The organism is Rhizobium sp. Rhizsp82 (assembly GCF_047325115.1).
GTDB lineage: Bacteria > Pseudomonadota > Alphaproteobacteria > Rhizobiales > Rhizobiaceae > Rhizobium.
On the sequence record NZ_CP168570.1, the window covers coordinates 3,047,164 to 3,062,168 of the forward strand.

Consider the following 15,005-nt stretch of genomic DNA (forward strand, 5'->3'; position numbering starts at 1 on the left):
GATCAACCTTTCACTGCGCCGGCGGCGATACCGCGGACGAAGAGACGTCCGGACACGAAGTAGACGATAAGCGGCACCAGACCCGTGAGGATCGTTGCGGCCATGTTGACGTTGTATTCCTTCACACCCTGGACGGAATTGACGATGTTGTTGAGCTGAACCGTCATCGGATAGGTATCCGGGCGGGTGAAGACGACGCCGAATAGGAAGTCGTTCCAGATGCCGGTGACCTGCAGGATCATCGCAACGACGAAGATCGGCAGCGACATCGGCACCATGATGCGCAGGAAGATCTGCCAGAATCCCGCGCCATCGACACGCGCCGCCTTGAAGAGCTCCTGCGGCAGCGACACGAAGTAGTTGCGGAACAGAAGCGTCAGGATCGGCATGCCGAAGATCGAGTGGACGATGACGAGGCCGGTCAGGCTGCCATAGAGGCCGATCTCGCGCAGCACGATGACGATCGGATAGATCATCACCTGGTAGGGAATGAAGGCGCCGATGATCAGGATCGAGAAGAACAGTTCCGATCCCTTGAAGCGCCAGTTGGCGAGCGCGTAACCGTTGACCGATGCAATGGCGATCGAGATCACCACCGACGGAACGGTGATCCGCACCGAGTTCCAGAAGCCGCGGGAAAGACCGTCACAGTTGAGACCGGTGCAGGCCTCGGCCCAGGCCTTCACCCAGGGCTCGAAGGTGATTTCCATCGGCGGCGAGAAGATGTTGCCCATGCGGATTTCGGGCATGCCCTTCAGCGACGTGACGACCATCACGTAGAGCGGCAGCAGGTAATAGAGGGCTGCGACGAACAGCGTGCCATAGAGCATGATGTTGCGGGCCGACAGCGCCGGCTTCGGCCGCGGGCCGCTTGGCCCGGCACCGATCTTCGTCGAGACGGCGTCGAAGCCGGCGGCCGTGGTGTTGAGGGTTCCGATATTAGCCACGCTTGCGCCCTCCTCCGAATTCCAGATAAGCCCAGGGCACGATGATGATCGCAACCGTGATCAGCATCATCGTCGATGCGGCAAAGCCCTGACCGAGGTTCTGCGCCTGGAACATGTAGTCGTAGACATACTTCGCCGGTACTTCCGATGAGATGCCCGGACCGCCCGAGGTCTGCGCCACGACGAGGTCGTAGACCTTGACGATGCCGGAGGCGATGATGACCAGCGTGGTGATGAAGACCGGGCGCATCATCGGGATGACGATGAACAGATAGGTCTTCCACATCGGGATACCGTCGACGCGCGCGGCCTTCCAGATGTCCTCGTCGATGCCGCGCAGGCCGGCGAGCATCAGGCACATCACGAGCCCGGTCCCCTGCCACAGCGCAGCGATCAGGATGCCGTAGATGACGATCTCGGGCGTATAGAGCGGATTGAAGGTGAAGCTCGTCCATCCCATCGAGCGCACGACGGACTGCAGGCCGAAATCGGGGTTCAGGACCCACTGCCAGACCAGGCCCGTGACGATGAACGACAGCGCGAAAGGATAGAGAAAAATGGTGCGGAAGGTGTTTTCGAAGCGGATCTTCTGATCCATCAGCGCCGCCAGCACGAAGCCGATGACAAGGGAAAAGATCAGCGAGAGAATGCCGTAGACGGCAAGGTTCTCGATCGCCGTCACCCAGCGCGGCGCGGCCCACAGCCGCTCATACTGATCGAAGCCGACGAAGCTCATCCGCGGCAGAAGCTTCGAATTGGTGAAGGAATAAAATACCGTCCAGACCGTGCCGCCGAGGAAGATAACCACCGCCGTCAGGATCATGGGAATGGATGCAATCTTCGCATTGAGATTGCGCAGTAATTGATTTGGCCGGCCTGCTCTCGCTTGACCCGTCATTGTGACCTCCTGAATCGCAATCGCGTTTCGTGATCCGGAATGGAAGCCCGCCTTGCGGCAGGTCTCCCAATCGCTCCCATCTCAGCACGGCGGTTCAAGCCCACCTGAGAATGACTGCCGCCTGCCGGGTCTAAACGAAGTCCGGGCAGCCGGCCCTGGAGAACCAGGGCCGGACCGTAGCAGCAGGTGAACGGGATCAGTCGGCAGAGCCGATGATGTCGGCGAAGCGCTTCTGGGCGTCAGCCACGCTCATCGAGGTCGAGAAGAACTCGGAGAACAGGTCTTCCTTCTGCTTCTGGCTGTCGGCCGAAAGCAGCTGGTCGGTCCACTCGACGACATTGCCCTTGGCAAGGATGTCGAGACCCTTCTTCATGCAGTCGTTGGCAGCGCCGAGGTCGACGTCACCACGAACCGGCAGCGAGCCCTTCTTCAGGTTGAAGGCAACCTGGGTCTTGGGGTCGAGCAGTGTCTTGGCGAGAACGGCCTGCGCCTTGGACTTCTCTTCATCCTTCAGCAGCGGGAAGTAGAAGGCGTCGCCACCTGTTGCGATTATGTCGGTCACGCCAAGGCCCGGAAGGCAGGTGTAGTCCACACCGGCCTTCTGGCCGGCGAGCTGGAACTCGCCCTGCGCCCAGTCACCCATGATCTGGCCGCCAGCCTTGCCGGTGATGACCATGTTGGTTGCCTGGTTCCAATCCTGCACGTTGGTGCCCTTGGACATCTTGCGGGCGTCGTCGGCAGCCTTGAAGACCTTGGCGATCTCGGGGCCGGCAGCGGTTTCCGCGTCCTTGTCCTTGTAGACCTTGTAGAAGGTGTCCTTGCCGGCAAGCGCCAGCAGCAGAACGTCGAAGGCGCCTGCGGACTGCCATGCCTGACCACCGACGGCGAGCGGCACGATGCCGGCCTTTTCGAGAGCCGGAGCAGCGGCGACGAATTCATCCCAGTTCTTCGGCACTTCGACGCCGGCCTTCTTGAAGGCAGCGTTCGAGAGCCACAGCCACTGCCAGGAATGGATGTTCACGGGAGCGCAATAGATCTTGCCGTCGATCGTGCAGGAATCGAGCAGGTTCGACGGGCGGACAATGTCCTTCCAGTGTTCTGCGGTCGCGACATCGGTCAGGTCACGCATCAGGCCGGCCTGGACGAGTTCTTCAGCCTGGCGGCCGTGGTTGAACTGCGTGGCGCCCATCGGGTCGCCGCCGGTGATGCGGCTGATCATGATCGGACGCGCGGTACCGCCGGAACCGGCGATGGCGCCGTCGACCCACTTGTTGCCGGTGGCGTCGAATGCTTTGGCGAGTTCTGCGACAGCCGCAGCTTCACCGCCCGAGGTCCACCAATGGGTGACTTCGAGATCGGTTGCCTGGGCTGCGCCAAGCGGAATGATGACGGAAGCGGCGAGCATTGCCGCGAACGAACGGATATTCATGAGTTCTCCTCCCTCACTGAAACGTTGCCGGAAAAACTTAGTGCAATCGATTTTTTGGCGCAACAGCCTGCTCGTAAAATTTTCTTTCAGTCACCCCTTTGCTACCAATGCCTGTCCATAATTCACAAATCGGACAGGGATGGCGCAATTCTGTGCGGCCAATGCCGCAATGCACTTCTGAGACTAAAACTCTGTTTTAACATCGTAATTCTCAAGACATGTCGAAAATTCCAACGAAACACGCTTCGCAGGCGCAAAAAAACTGTGCGATTTTAGACGATTCAACCTATGCGTCTATTGCTGCGGCGCAAACATCAAAAAGTGCTCGACTTTTCTACTGTATCGTTACAGATTTTATTTCTCAGGGAGGAGACGCTTTTGGATGCTGCGGCGCTTACGGCGTTTCGAAAAAGCATCTATAAGCAGACGCAATTCGCGTGAGGGTACCTTAGGCCTATGGAAAGCAAGGGAAATTTCGGGGGAACGGCGGCGGCCGTCCAACGTGAGCGTCCGACGCTCAAGACGATCGCTTTCATGACCGGTCTCGGCATTACCACCGTTTCACGCGCCTTGAAGGACGCGCCGGATATCGGCGCCGAAACCAAGGAGCGGGTGCGCATGGTGGCGCGCCAGCTGGGCTACCAGCCGAACCGTGCCGGCGTGCGCCTGCGCACCGGCAAGACCAATGTCATCGCCCTCGTCCTGTCGATCGACGAAGAGATCATGGGCTTTTCGAGCCAGATGGTGTTCGGCATATCTGAAGTGCTGACGGGTACGCCCTACCATATCGTCGTCACCCCGCATTCGCACAGCAAGGACCCGATGATGCCGGTCCGCTATATCCTCGACACGGGATCGGCCGACGGCGTCATCATCTCGCGCATCGAGCCTGACGATCCGCGCGTGCGGCTGCTTGCCGAGCAGAACATCCCCTTCGCCACCCACGGCCGCACCGATGCCGGGCTGGTGCATCCCTATCACGACTTCGACAACGAGGCGTTCGCCCACCAGGCGGTGCAGCGTCTCGTCGATCGCGGACGCCGGCATATCGCCCTGCTCCAGCCGCCGAGCAAGCTCACCTACTACGCCCATACCCGCATCGGCTTCCAGACCGGCCTGCATGACTACGGCGCCGAGGAAGTGCCGCTGCGCGTCAACATCGATGCGCCGCTCGACGAGATCAGGAATACCATTGAGGCGATGATGCGCTCGCCGAATGCTCCCGATGGCATCGTCTGTTCCGCCGGCAGCGCCGCCATTGCCGTCAACGCCGGGATCGAGGCTGCCGGCAAGCACCTCGGCAAGGACGTCGACATGGTCTCGAAGGAATCCGCCCCGATCCTCAACTGGATCCGCCCGGAAATCATCACCGCCTACGAAGACGTCCGCCACGCCGGCCGCGAAATGGCCAAAGCCGTCATCGCCCGCATCGACGGCATCGAACCGGAGCTGCTGCAGAGCGTCAGCAAGCCGGTCTGGGCGGATGGGCGGGGCTGAGAGCGCTTCAGGGCGGCGCGCAGCATGCCTCCCTCCCTCATTCCTGTGCTTGTCACAGGAATCCAGCGACCGCGCGTCTGCGCGGTCAATGACTCATTTCTAAGAAAGAATTCTCCCGCGCCCCAAGACTGGGGCGCACTGGATTCCTGTGACAAGCACAGGAATGAGGGAGTAGAGGTAGCGACTGGAACAAAAAAGCCCGGTCGAAACCGGGCTTTTCTTATTCCTGGAAGCAACCTCAGAAGGTCGCCGCACCGCTGCCCCAGGGGCCGTGGTGGAAGTCCTTGCCGTCGAGGCGGTCGAAGCCGTGGGCGCCGAAGAAGTCGCGCTGCGCCTGGATCAGGTTGGCAGTGCCACGGCCCTGGCGATAGGCGTCGAAATAGGTCAGCGCCGAAGTCAGCGCCGGAACCGGCAGGCCGGCCTGCAGGGCGGCAGTGACGACGCGGCGCAGCGCCGGGATCGATTCCTTGACCATCTCCGAGAAGGCAGGCGTGACGATCAGGTTCGCTGCGTCTGGCGCCTTGGTGAAGGCCGAGGTGATCTCGTCGAGGAACTGCGAGCGGATGATGCAGCCGTCGCGCCAGATCTTGGCAATCGTCGGCATCGGCAGCGACCAGTTGAACTCGCGGGATGCTTCGGCCATGACGGCGAAGCCCTGCGCATAGGCGCCGATCTTGGCGGCGAACAGCGCCAGTTCCAGATCCTTGTCGAGCTCGGGACCGTAAGCGATCGGGAACTTGTAATCCGGCTTGCCGAAGATCTTTTCGGCAGCTTCGCGCTGATCCTTCATCGAGGAGATCGAGCGGGCAGCAACGGCGGCTTCGATGGCGGTCGCCGGGATCCCCATGTTCTGCGCTTCGATCGCCGACCACTTGCCGGTGCCCTTCTGGCCAGCCTTGTCGAGGATCATGTCGACCATCGAGCCCTTGGAGATCGGGTCGGTGGCGGCCAGCACCTTCTCGGAGATCTCGATCAGGTAGGAGTTCAGGCGACCCTTGTTCCACTGGCCGAAGATCTTGCTGATCTCCTGCGAGTTCTTGCCGAGACCATCGCGGAAGATGCCGTAGATTTCTGCGATCATCTGCATGTCGGCATATTCGATGCCGTTATGGATCGTCTTGACGAAGTGACCGGCGCCGTCATTGCCGAGCCATGCGACGCAGGGATCGCCCTTGTACTTGGCGGCGATCGAGGTCAGCACCTTCTCGACGCGCTTCCAGCTGTCTTCCGTGCCGCCGACCATGATCGACGGGCCGTGACGCGCACCTTCTTCGCCGCCGGAAACGCCCATGCCGATGAAGGTCAGGTCGGTATTCTTCAGGCGGTCGAAACGGGCGATCGTATCGCGGAAATTGGCATTGCCTGCGTCGATCATGATGTCGCCCTTGGAGAGGTACGGACGCAGCAGTTCCATCTGCTGGTCGACAGCCTCACCTGCCTTGATCATGATGATGATCGGGCGCGGCGGGCGGATCGCCTCGACGAATTCCTCGATCGTCTTGCACGGAATGATCTGCTTCTTCAGATCGCCGGCGCTTTCGTAGAATTCATCCGTTTTCTCAGGCGTACGGTTGAAAACCGCAATCTTGTTGCCCTTTTCGGCAATGTTCAGCGCCAGGTTGGAACCCATGACGGCAAGGCCGATCAGTCCGATTTCTGCCTTTTCCACGACAATCCTCCGATGAGTCAAATTCGACCGGTGTTTTGGCACTCCCAGCCCGAAACGGCAAGACGGGAAGCGGCCTAAATGGTTCTCCGGAATCGACGTCAGAGCACTGGCGCGATATTGATCGATGGCGCGACGGCCCCATCTGAGGAGATGCGGGGCCGCACTTTGCGCCCATGGGAGGCCATGATGACGACGATGACCGCGAAGATCGTGCATTGTTCGATCGACCGCGACTGGCAGGATATCTACCACTTCGCCGGAAAGCCCGAGAACATGCCGCTTTGGGCATCTGGCCTGGCAACCGGCCTCGACCGGGATGGCGACGATTGGGTCGCTCGCGGCGTCCTCGGCACTGTCAGGGTCAGTTTCGTGCCGGAAAATCCCTTCGGCATCATCGATCATACCGTGACCATCGAGAGCGGCCTTCGCGTCTACAATGCGCTGCGCATCGTGCCGAACGGCGATGGCTGCGAGGTCATGTTCACGCTATTGAAGCAGCCCGGCATGACCGACGCGCAATTTGCCGCCGACGCTGCCCATGTCGAGAAAGACCTGCACGCGCTCAAGGCATTGATGGAGAAATAGATGGCTGGAAATCCGACGACCCTGCGTATCGACTATATCGAGTTCAAGGTTGCCGATATCGCCGCCTCCAAGGCATTCTACGGCGCCGCTTTCGGCTGGAGCTTCACCGACTACGGGACGGAATATTGCGAATTCGGCGACGGCCGCCTGACCGGCGGCTTCACGACGATGGGCAAGCCGCAGCCGGGTGGCCCGTTGGTCATTCTCTACGCGGACGATCTCGAAGCCTCGTTCACAGCTGTCGAGCGCGCCGGCGGCAAGATCGTCAAGCCGATCACCGCCTTCCCCGGCGGCCGCCGCTTTCATTTCGGCGACCCCGACGGCTACGAGCTTGCGGTCTGGAGCAAGGATTGAGCATGCCTCAAACAGTGACGAACCCCAAGGTAGACGCCTATTTCAGCCGCCGAGACAGCTGGCAGGAGGAATTCACGCGCCTGCGCAGCATCCTCCTCGATACCGGGCTGAGCGAAGACCTGAAATGGGGCGAGCCCTGCTATACGCTCAATGGCGCCAATATCGTACTGATCCACGGCTTCAAGGACTATTGCGCCCCGCTGTTCTTCAAGGGCGCACTTATGACCGATACGGCCGGCGTACTGATCCAGCAGACCAAGAACGTCCAGGCCGCCCGGCAGATCCGCTTCACCAATGCCGCCGAGATTTCAGGCATGGAGAATGTGCTGAAAGCCTATGTCGCCGAGGCCGCAGAGATCGAACGCTCCGGCGCCAAGGTGGATTTCAAGGGCACGGATGAATTTGCCGTGCCCGAGGAATTCCAGGCAAAGATCGACAGCACGCCTTCGCTGAAGACGGCATTCGAAGCGCTAACACCCGGCCGGCAGCGCGCCTATCTCCTGCACTTCGCCCAGCCGAAACAGGCCAAGACGCGGGAATCCAGGATCGAGAAGGCGACGCCGCAGATCCTCGCCGGCAAGGGCCTCAACGATTGACGCGAGGCTTCAGGCCTTCACCGCCTCAGGCGCGCTGACATTCTCCATCATCACCAGCGCGCCGATCACCCGCCCGCCACTGTCGCGCAGCGGCGACATCCGGCAGCGGATCAGCTTCATGCCTTCGGCCGAAGCACGCTGGTAGTTATACTCGCGCCGCTCGCCGGCAAAGCAGGCGTCGAAATTCGCCTTGGTCTCGGCAAAGCGCTCCGGCCCGATGAACTCGGCGACGTGGCGGCCGATCATGTCGATCGGCTTGCGGCCGAGATAGGTACAGTTCGCCGGGTTCGAATAGAGATAGCGGTAATCGCGCGTCAGCACCGCGACACGATCCGGCAGTGTCTCGAGGATCGCCGAATTCAGGAAATTGCCGTTGTCCATATTGGGCAGGTAGCCCTCCGGCTCTGGCATGCGTTCGGCCGCCTGCGGCAGGCGGCGTTTCACCGGATTGCCGAAATAGCGGTCGAGAAGATGCGACAGCGTCGCCGCGTGATTGGTCACCGTTGCGCAGTCGTCGGCATTCTGCTCCAGCAGATAGACCACGAACTGAAGTTGCATGTAGATCTCGAGTACATTCGTAGCTTGATACTTAACTATTGCGTCGATGAGATCATCGACGCTGCTATCAAGGGTTGAGACTCGATGATCGTCGCCAGCGCGGATCGCGGCATCGATCTGCGCACAACGGGATGAGAATGCCTGCAGCAGTTCCAGCAATATGCCCCCCAATCCCCTGATACATAGGGGAAACCAGCATATGTCAGTTTTCACCGCCAGCCCGTCGATTCTCGATCTGTGCCAACCGGCTACTCGCCTTGGTAGCGAGCATTAACATGAACACCGTTCACATTCAACGAAAACGGCGGTCATATTCTTACATATGAATTTTGGGGGTGAAGAGCGCTAGTTGAGCACTTTTTGTTTGATTTTCCACCTGTCGTGGTACCAGAGCCACTGCTCCGGATACTGCCGGACCCAGGATTCGACCTTGTCGTTCAGCATCTGGGCCATGGCTGTCAGGTCGAGATTGCCCTTTGAGTCGCGCGGGATTTCGAACTTCGGCTCGATCTCCAGACGGTAGCGATTACCTGGCAAGCGGATGCAGCGGGCCGGATAGACCTCGCAATCGAACTGGCGCACGAGCTTCGGCACCAGCGGATTGGTGGTGACGTCGATTCCGAAGAACTTGGTCTTCAGCCCTTTCCGGAACTTCTGGTCGACGAGGACGCCAACGCCCTGCCCTGCCTCGAGCTGACGCGCCAGCGTGAAGGAGGAGCCGGCATGCGACGGCACCAGCTTGCCCATGCGCGCGCTGCGGAAATCGAAGACCTTCTGCGCCACGTAGGGGTTGTTCGGCGGACGGAACAGCACGGTCACGTGCAGACCGAAGGCCGCGCCTGCGACCGGAAGCAGCTCGAAATTGCCCGTATGACCGGTAAAGACGATGAACGGGCGCGGATTGTCGCGTAGATCGAGGAATAGCGGGATCCCCGACACCTCGACGCGGCCCGGCTCGCTGCGCTCCGGATCGAAGTCGAACAGCCGGTCGAGGAAGACGTACTCGGCCGCCAGCCGGCCCATATTGCCCCAACTGCCGAGCGCAATCTCTTCGATCTCGGCATCGCTCTTTTCCGGAAAGGCGTTGCGCAGATTGACGAGCATCAGCTTGTGTCGCGGCATGCGCGGGCCGATCTTGCGCACCAGCCAGTCTGCAAAGCGGATCGCGCCGTCAGCCGGAAAGATCTTCAGGAAGTTCAGAAACCCGAACATCAGCTGGGCGATTAGCCACTGGCGGAAATGCTCGAGCTTCAGAACGATCCGGGTGATGAAAAGCTTCACAAGATCAGTCCATCTTCAGGATGATCTTGCCGAAGATCTGGCGCGATTCCATGCGCTCCAGCGCCCGGTCGATATCGTCGAAGCCGACTTCGGTATCGATGACCGGATGCACAAGACCGCGGCCCATCTTTTGCATGGCGTCGGCCATGTTTTCCATGCGGCAACCGAACGAGCCGAGCAGCTTCAGCTGCTGCTGGAACAGCATCATCAGGTTCATGTCAGTGGAGACGCCGGAGGTCGAGCCGCAGGTGACGAGACGGCCGCCGCGCTTCATGCAGAGCATCGAGCCAGCCCAGGTATCCTTGCCCACATGTTCGAAGACGACGTCGACGCCCTTCTTCTTGGTGAGCTTGCGCACGACGCCCTCGAAGCGGTCGGTGCGGTAGTTGATGACGTGATCGGCACCGAGGGCCTTCGCCTTCTCGATCTTGTCGTCAGAGCCGACCGTCGTAATGACAGTGCAGCCGATCTTCTTGGCAAGCTGGATTGCCGCCGTGCCGATGCCGGAACCGCCGGCATGGACGAGGATCGTCTCGCCCGGTTCAAGCTTGGCATTGTCGAACAGCATATGCTCGACAGTACCGAACGTCACAGGAGCAAGAGCTGCGCCGACAGCATCGACACCGGGAGGTGCCGGAACCAGCAGACGGGCCGGAAGGTTGACCTTCTCCTGAGCGAAGCCATCGAGATGGAAGCCATGAACGCCGGAGACATGTTCGCAGAGATTGTCACGGCCTTCGCGGCACGGGCGGCAGAGGCCGCAGGTGCGCGCGCCATAGATCGATACCAGCTGACCCGGCAGCACATTGGCAACACCTGGGCCGATCGTTTCGACCACACCAGACGCTTCCGCACCGATGACCAGCGGCATCTTGCGCTTGGCGAAGGCCATGCCGCGCCAGCCCCAGACGTCGATATGGTTGAGAGCCACGGCTTTCACGCGCAGCGTTACCTCACCGGCACCGGGAGCCTCCGGTTCCGGAAGGTCCACGGTTTCCAGTTTGCGGTCGTCGATCAATTGCAATGCGCGCATGGCAAAACCTCTCGCCTTTCAGGCGTTCTTATCTCTGAATTTTGTCGGAACCGATTAAGCCGGTTCGAGCGCCATGACAAGGCTGGCGTTCTGTCCGCCGAAACCGAAGGAGTTCGACAGCACGGCCGAAACCTGCTGATCGCGCTTCTTGTTCGGCACGACATCGAGAACGATGGCCGGATCCGGGTTGTTGTAGTTGATGGTCGGCGGCAGCGTGCCCGTCAGCATCGTCTGGAACGAGAAGACGGCCTCGACTGCACCGGCAGCCGTCAGCGTATGGCCGATCATCGACTTGTTGGACGACAGCGGAATCGAGGCCATGCGTTCGCCGAAGACTGCAAGCATCGAGCCATATTCCATCTTGTCGTTCTCGGGCGTCGACGTGCCATGGGCATTGATGTAGCCGATGGCGCTTTCGTCGAGACCGGCATCGGCGAGAGCCGCGCGGATCGTTGCGATCGCCGGGCCGCCGTCAGGCGACGAACGGGTGCGGTGGAAGCTGTCGGCCTTCTCGCCGGCACCCTTCATGATGCCGAGGATCTTGGCGCCGCGGGCGATCGCCGATTCCAGCGATTCCAGCACGAGCGTCGCAGCCCCTTCGGCGATGACGAAGCCGTCGCGGTCCTTGCTGAACGGCTTGGAAGCCTTGGTCGGCGGATCGTTCTGGGTCGAGAGAGCCGAAAGCAGCGAGAAACGGATCAGCGCTTCGGCGCTGAGCGAGCCGTCGGTCGCAACGGCAAGCGCACGGTCGGTGCGACCCTGACGGATCGCTTCGATGCCGAGCTGGATGGCGGTCGCGCCAGAGGCACAGGCCGTCGACAGCGTCACCGGCAGGCCGCGCGTGCCGAAACGGTCGGCAAGGCGCTCGGAGATCGCGCCGAAAAGGGCCGCCTCATGGAAGGAAGCATCGGTCCGCTGGCGCATTGCCGCCAGAAAGCGCTCATAGGCATCGCCCGGATGATCGGATGGCGGGGCACGGTCGGCAAGCTCGAAGCGGGCGCTCCATTCCGGCTCGATCGGCGGCGCGGCGAGGAACAGCGGACCGTTGAAATCGCCGGAAATAGCGGCGTCGGCGAGAGCCTCGATCGTCGTTTCGCGCGCGAAGGCAAAAGAGCGCTCGACGGCGTTCGGCACCGGGATATCGATGAAATCGACGGTTCCGGCGATCCGGGTCGAAAGCCCCTCGGTCGGGAAACGGGTGATGTTGTGGATACCAGACGTGCCTGAAGTCAGCGCCGACCAGTTATCCTTCAGGCCCTGCCCCAGCGAGGTGATGATGCCCATGCCGGTGACCGCAACGATCGGGCGGCCGAGGTGATCCTTGTAAGCAGCTTCTGTCATGTGAAAACTCCTCACGCTTCCGCGGAAAGAACGGCGACGCCCTCGCCGCGCTGATGACCGACCGTGGTGACGACGGCAGCCTTGGCGGCCGCATTCATCGGCTTTTCATGCGCCGCATCGAATGCCGGCACCTTGGCCTTGGCGCCGATGGCCAGAGCTGCGAAAGCCAGGCCGAGACCGAATTGGGCTTCGAGCGTGACGCCGGAAACACCGGAATAGCCGCGAATGGCAGCACTGGGCAGCTTGTTCTCAAGAACGGCCTTTTCGCGGGCCGTGATCTCATGCATGCCGGTCGCGCCGGAGAACACCACGGTGCCCTCGGCAGGAAGCTTCGAGGCCGGCTCCAGCAGACGCTCGAGACGCTTCTCGAAATTGCCGGCAGCGCGATTGCCGCGGTCGCCTTCGATGGAATCGATGGTCGCATAGATATGCGCGCCGCGCGCTTCCGCATGCTTGCGGGATTCGAGCACCAGGAAAGCGCCGCCCGATCCAAAGATCAGACCGCCGCCAGCGCCGTCTTCACGCGACCAGAGGGGCGCCCATTCGCCCTGCGCATTGGCGCCGATCGCTTCGGTCAGAAGCAGCATGTCCTCGCGCTCGGCAGCAAAGCCGCCGCCGACGAGCGCATGCGTGGATTCGCCGGACTTGATGCGCCAGAAGGCGGTCTCCACGGCGGAGATGCCCGAGGCCTCTTCGCCCATGAAGGTCCGCGACGAACCGGTGACCTTGTGGACGATCGAGATATTGCCTGCCATTAGGTTCGACAGCTGCGCCAGGAACAGCGTCGGGCGCAGTTCCGTCGTCAGCTTCTCGTTCAACAGCAGCTCGCGGTCGTTGCGCTTCATGCCCTCGTCGACGATCAGCGTATCGACATTGATGTCGCGCTCGCCGCCGCCGGCCGCGACGATCATGTCCATCGTGCCGCAGGCTTCCGCATCATCCTTGAAACCGGCATCGTCGAGCGCCAGGCCCGCGGTGAAAACGCCGATGCGCTGCCAGTTTTCCATCTGGCGCTGGTCGCCACGCTTGGCGATCTGTTGCGACCAGTCGATCTCCGGCAGCGGATGCACCGGATAGGGCTTGAACTTTTCCGTCTCGACGATGACGGGCGGCGCGCCATTGCCGGTCAGCAACGCGACATGCGCGTCCTTGCCGACGCCCTGACAGGTCAGGATACCGACGCCGGTGATGACGACATCATTCTGAGCCTTGCTCATTCCTTCACTCCCTGCGCTGCGATCGCGTCCATCAGGCCGACTTCGCCAGCACGTTTCTTCACGATATCGCCGAGCGGAACTTCGCTGAAAGGCATGGTGCGCAACTTCAATTGCGCATCGCAGACCTTCTTGCCGCCGCTGGTAATCTTTGCCTTGGTGACAGCAAATCCGGACCCGTCATGTTCCAGGAACGCCTCGATGTCGAGCACCGCTTCCGGCTCGACAAAGGTGCGCATCTTGGCGCCGTCGACGGACATCAGGAACGGCATGGCGGCGAAATCGGTCGCGGCCAGCACCAGCATGCCCGAGGCCTGCGCCATGGTTTCGATGAGAAGCACGCCCGGAACGAGCGGCATACCCGGGAAATGACCTTCGAAGACGGGGCTCTTTGCAGGCACCACGGAACGCGCCTTGAGCACGCCCTTCTGAAGGTCGACCGCTTCGATGCGGTCAATCATCTGGAAATATTCCAGCAGCATCGGATCCTCCGGCCCGTCGCGAAAAGCCGCGCCGGTTACGCCTAGTTAGGAACAAAACCGCCCGGCCGCTACGGTTTGCAGTGGCAGGGCGGATAAAAAAGACGGCGGTGTTGCTTCAAGCCTTGGCGGCGCGCAGCTCGTCGATCTTTGCACAGAGGTTCTTCAGCACGAAGTATTCTTCGGTGGAAACCTTGCCTTCGTTCACTTCCTGGGTCCACTTTTCGAGCGGAATCTTGATGCCGAATTCCTTGTCGATCGCGAAGACGATGTCGAGGAAATCGAGGCTGTCGATACCGAGGTCGTCGATCGTATGGCTCTCCGGCGTAATCGTCTCGCGGTCGATCTCGCTGGTTTCTGCAATGATGTCGGCAACTTTATCGAATGTAGCGGTCACGCGCTTACCTCTTTGAACAACGAATTTATCCCCCTCATAGGCAAATCCATTTCAAAAGCCAATGCTTTCGCTCAAGCACGTTTCAAATTTGCATGGCAACTGTTGCCGAAACAGCAATGCGCGCAAGGCCCGGAAACACCTTCCCGGACCTCGATAGCAGATGATCGCTGCAACAGCTATTGCGTGATGACGACGCGGGTATTGGAAAGCCCCGCCTGCTTTGCCATGGAGAAGAACTGCGCCGCATTGTCGGGATGCAACCGCACGCAGCCATGCGAGGCCGGGCGGCCCAGCCGCTTGAGGTCAAATGTCGCATGAACGGCATAGCCGCCGTTGAAGAACACGGCATAGGGCATCGGCGCATTGTCGTATTTGCGCGAGCGGTGATTGAGCGACAGCCACTTGGCGGACCACGACCCCGTCGGGGTCACATAGCCGCGCCGCGCGGTCGATACTTTCCAGCGGTATTTGACGAAACCGTTCTGCGTCACCGTCATCGTCTGCGATCCCAGGCTGACCTTGGCAACGAGATTGGCGGCACTCGCGGTTGCAGGAGTAAACTGCAGTAAAAGGCACGCGGCAGCAGCCGCCATAAACGTCTTCATGACTTCCCCTCTTCGGCAGGACACTGGCGATCCGGACCGGTGAGAAGAAGCTTATAAAGATACTGATTATTTTGACTTAAGGCGCTTGGTAATCGGAAAGATAACGCAGCATTGCAAGAAAC

16 protein-coding genes are annotated in these 15,005 nt (G+C 60.7%); 4 read left to right on the forward strand and 12 right to left on the reverse strand.

The genetic code is table 11. The features are described 5' to 3' along the window. Nucleotides 1–2 precede the first annotated feature (2 nt). The 3 genes from ACEN84_RS20140 to ACEN84_RS20150 form a co-directional block, all read right to left on the reverse strand. Nucleotides 3–947: a carbohydrate ABC transporter permease gene (locus ACEN84_RS20140; RefSeq protein WP_413709686.1), complete on the reverse strand. Its 945-nt coding sequence runs from the start codon at nt 945–947 to the stop codon at nt 3–5. Further along, nucleotides 940–1,845 carry a carbohydrate ABC transporter permease gene (locus tag ACEN84_RS20145; protein WP_112715177.1) on the reverse strand — a complete coding sequence of 302 codons (906 nt, stop codon included), beginning with the start codon at nt 1,843–1,845 and terminating at the stop codon, nt 940–942. Before ACEN84_RS20145 ends, ACEN84_RS20140 begins: the two co-directional genes overlap by 8 nt. A 196-nt stretch (nt 1,846–2,041) precedes the next feature. Next, nucleotides 2,042–3,274, reverse strand: a complete 1,233-nt coding sequence (locus tag ACEN84_RS20150) for an ABC transporter substrate-binding protein (protein ID WP_413709687.1) — start codon at nt 3,272–3,274, stop codon at nt 2,042–2,044. 456 nt (nt 3,275–3,730) lie between these two features. Here ACEN84_RS20150 and ACEN84_RS20155 point away from each other — a divergent pair, with 456 nt between their 5' ends. Further along, on the forward strand, nt 3,731–4,771 hold the full coding sequence (locus ACEN84_RS20155; RefSeq protein ID WP_130278107.1) for a substrate-binding domain-containing protein: 1,041 nt from the start codon (nt 3,731–3,733) through the stop codon (nt 4,769–4,771). A gap of 238 nt (nt 4,772–5,009) precedes the next feature. On the opposite strand, the gene gndA is transcribed toward ACEN84_RS20155, so the two are convergent. Further along, on the reverse strand, nt 5,010–6,440 hold the full coding sequence (gndA, locus tag ACEN84_RS20160; protein WP_130278106.1) for an NADP-dependent phosphogluconate dehydrogenase: 1,431 nt from the start codon (nt 6,438–6,440) through the stop codon (nt 5,010–5,012). A 186-nt stretch (nt 6,441–6,626) separates the two neighbouring features. Between gndA and ACEN84_RS20165 the strand changes: the two genes are divergently transcribed. The 3 genes from ACEN84_RS20165 to ACEN84_RS20175 are packed head-to-tail and all read left to right on the forward strand — an operon-like array spanning nt 6,627 to nt 7,975. After that, the gene (locus ACEN84_RS20165) at nt 6,627–7,025 is read left to right on the forward strand and encodes an SRPBCC family protein (RefSeq protein ID WP_413709688.1); all 399 of its coding nucleotides are present in this window, start codon (nt 6,627–6,629) and stop codon (nt 7,023–7,025) included. Continuing rightward, complete coding sequence (locus ACEN84_RS20170; protein ID WP_413709689.1) at nt 7,026–7,379, forward strand: VOC family protein; 354 nt, start codon at nt 7,026–7,028, stop codon at nt 7,377–7,379. It abuts the gene before it with no gap. A 2-nt stretch (nt 7,380–7,381) separates the two neighbouring features. Continuing rightward, nucleotides 7,382–7,975, forward strand: coding sequence for a YdeI/OmpD-associated family protein (locus tag ACEN84_RS20175; protein ID WP_413709690.1), 594 nt, complete (start codon nt 7,382–7,384; stop codon nt 7,973–7,975). A gap of 9 nt (nt 7,976–7,984) precedes the next feature. Here the strand turns inward: ACEN84_RS20175 and ACEN84_RS20180 are convergent, their stop codons facing one another. The 8 genes from ACEN84_RS20180 to ACEN84_RS20215 form a co-directional block, all read right to left on the reverse strand. After that, nucleotides 7,985–8,692 (reverse strand): PAS domain-containing protein, encoded by a 708-nt coding sequence (locus tag ACEN84_RS20180; RefSeq protein WP_413709691.1) that lies wholly within the window; start codon nt 8,690–8,692, stop codon nt 7,985–7,987. Nucleotides 8,693–8,878: 186 nt separating this feature from the next. Further along, nucleotides 8,879–9,814, reverse strand: coding sequence for a lipid A biosynthesis lauroyl acyltransferase (locus ACEN84_RS20185; protein WP_413709692.1), 936 nt, complete (start codon nt 9,812–9,814; stop codon nt 8,879–8,881). Nucleotides 9,815–9,818: 4 nt separating this feature from the next. Next, complete coding sequence (locus tag ACEN84_RS20190; protein WP_112715193.1) at nt 9,819–10,847, reverse strand: zinc-binding dehydrogenase; 1,029 nt, start codon at nt 10,845–10,847, stop codon at nt 9,819–9,821. Nucleotides 10,848–10,901: 54 nt separating this feature from the next. After that, nucleotides 10,902–12,188: a beta-ketoacyl-ACP synthase gene (locus ACEN84_RS20195; protein ID WP_413709693.1), complete on the reverse strand. Its 1,287-nt coding sequence runs from the start codon at nt 12,186–12,188 to the stop codon at nt 10,902–10,904. A gap of 11 nt (nt 12,189–12,199) precedes the next feature. Continuing rightward, complete coding sequence (locus tag ACEN84_RS20200) at nt 12,200–13,405, reverse strand: beta-ketoacyl-ACP synthase (RefSeq protein WP_413709694.1); 1,206 nt, start codon at nt 13,403–13,405, stop codon at nt 12,200–12,202. Next, nucleotides 13,402–13,884 (reverse strand): 3-hydroxyacyl-ACP dehydratase FabZ family protein, encoded by a 483-nt coding sequence (locus tag ACEN84_RS20205; RefSeq protein WP_112715199.1) that lies wholly within the window; start codon nt 13,882–13,884, stop codon nt 13,402–13,404. Before ACEN84_RS20205 ends, ACEN84_RS20200 begins: the two co-directional genes overlap by 4 nt. A gap of 115 nt (nt 13,885–13,999) precedes the next feature. Continuing rightward, the gene (locus tag ACEN84_RS20210) at nt 14,000–14,278 is read right to left on the reverse strand and encodes an acyl carrier protein (RefSeq protein WP_027513277.1); all 279 of its coding nucleotides are present in this window, start codon (nt 14,276–14,278) and stop codon (nt 14,000–14,002) included. A gap of 176 nt (nt 14,279–14,454) precedes the next feature. Further along, nucleotides 14,455–14,883: a L,D-transpeptidase gene (locus ACEN84_RS20215; protein WP_112715201.1), complete on the reverse strand. Its 429-nt coding sequence runs from the start codon at nt 14,881–14,883 to the stop codon at nt 14,455–14,457. Nucleotides 14,884–15,005 lie beyond the last annotated feature (122 nt).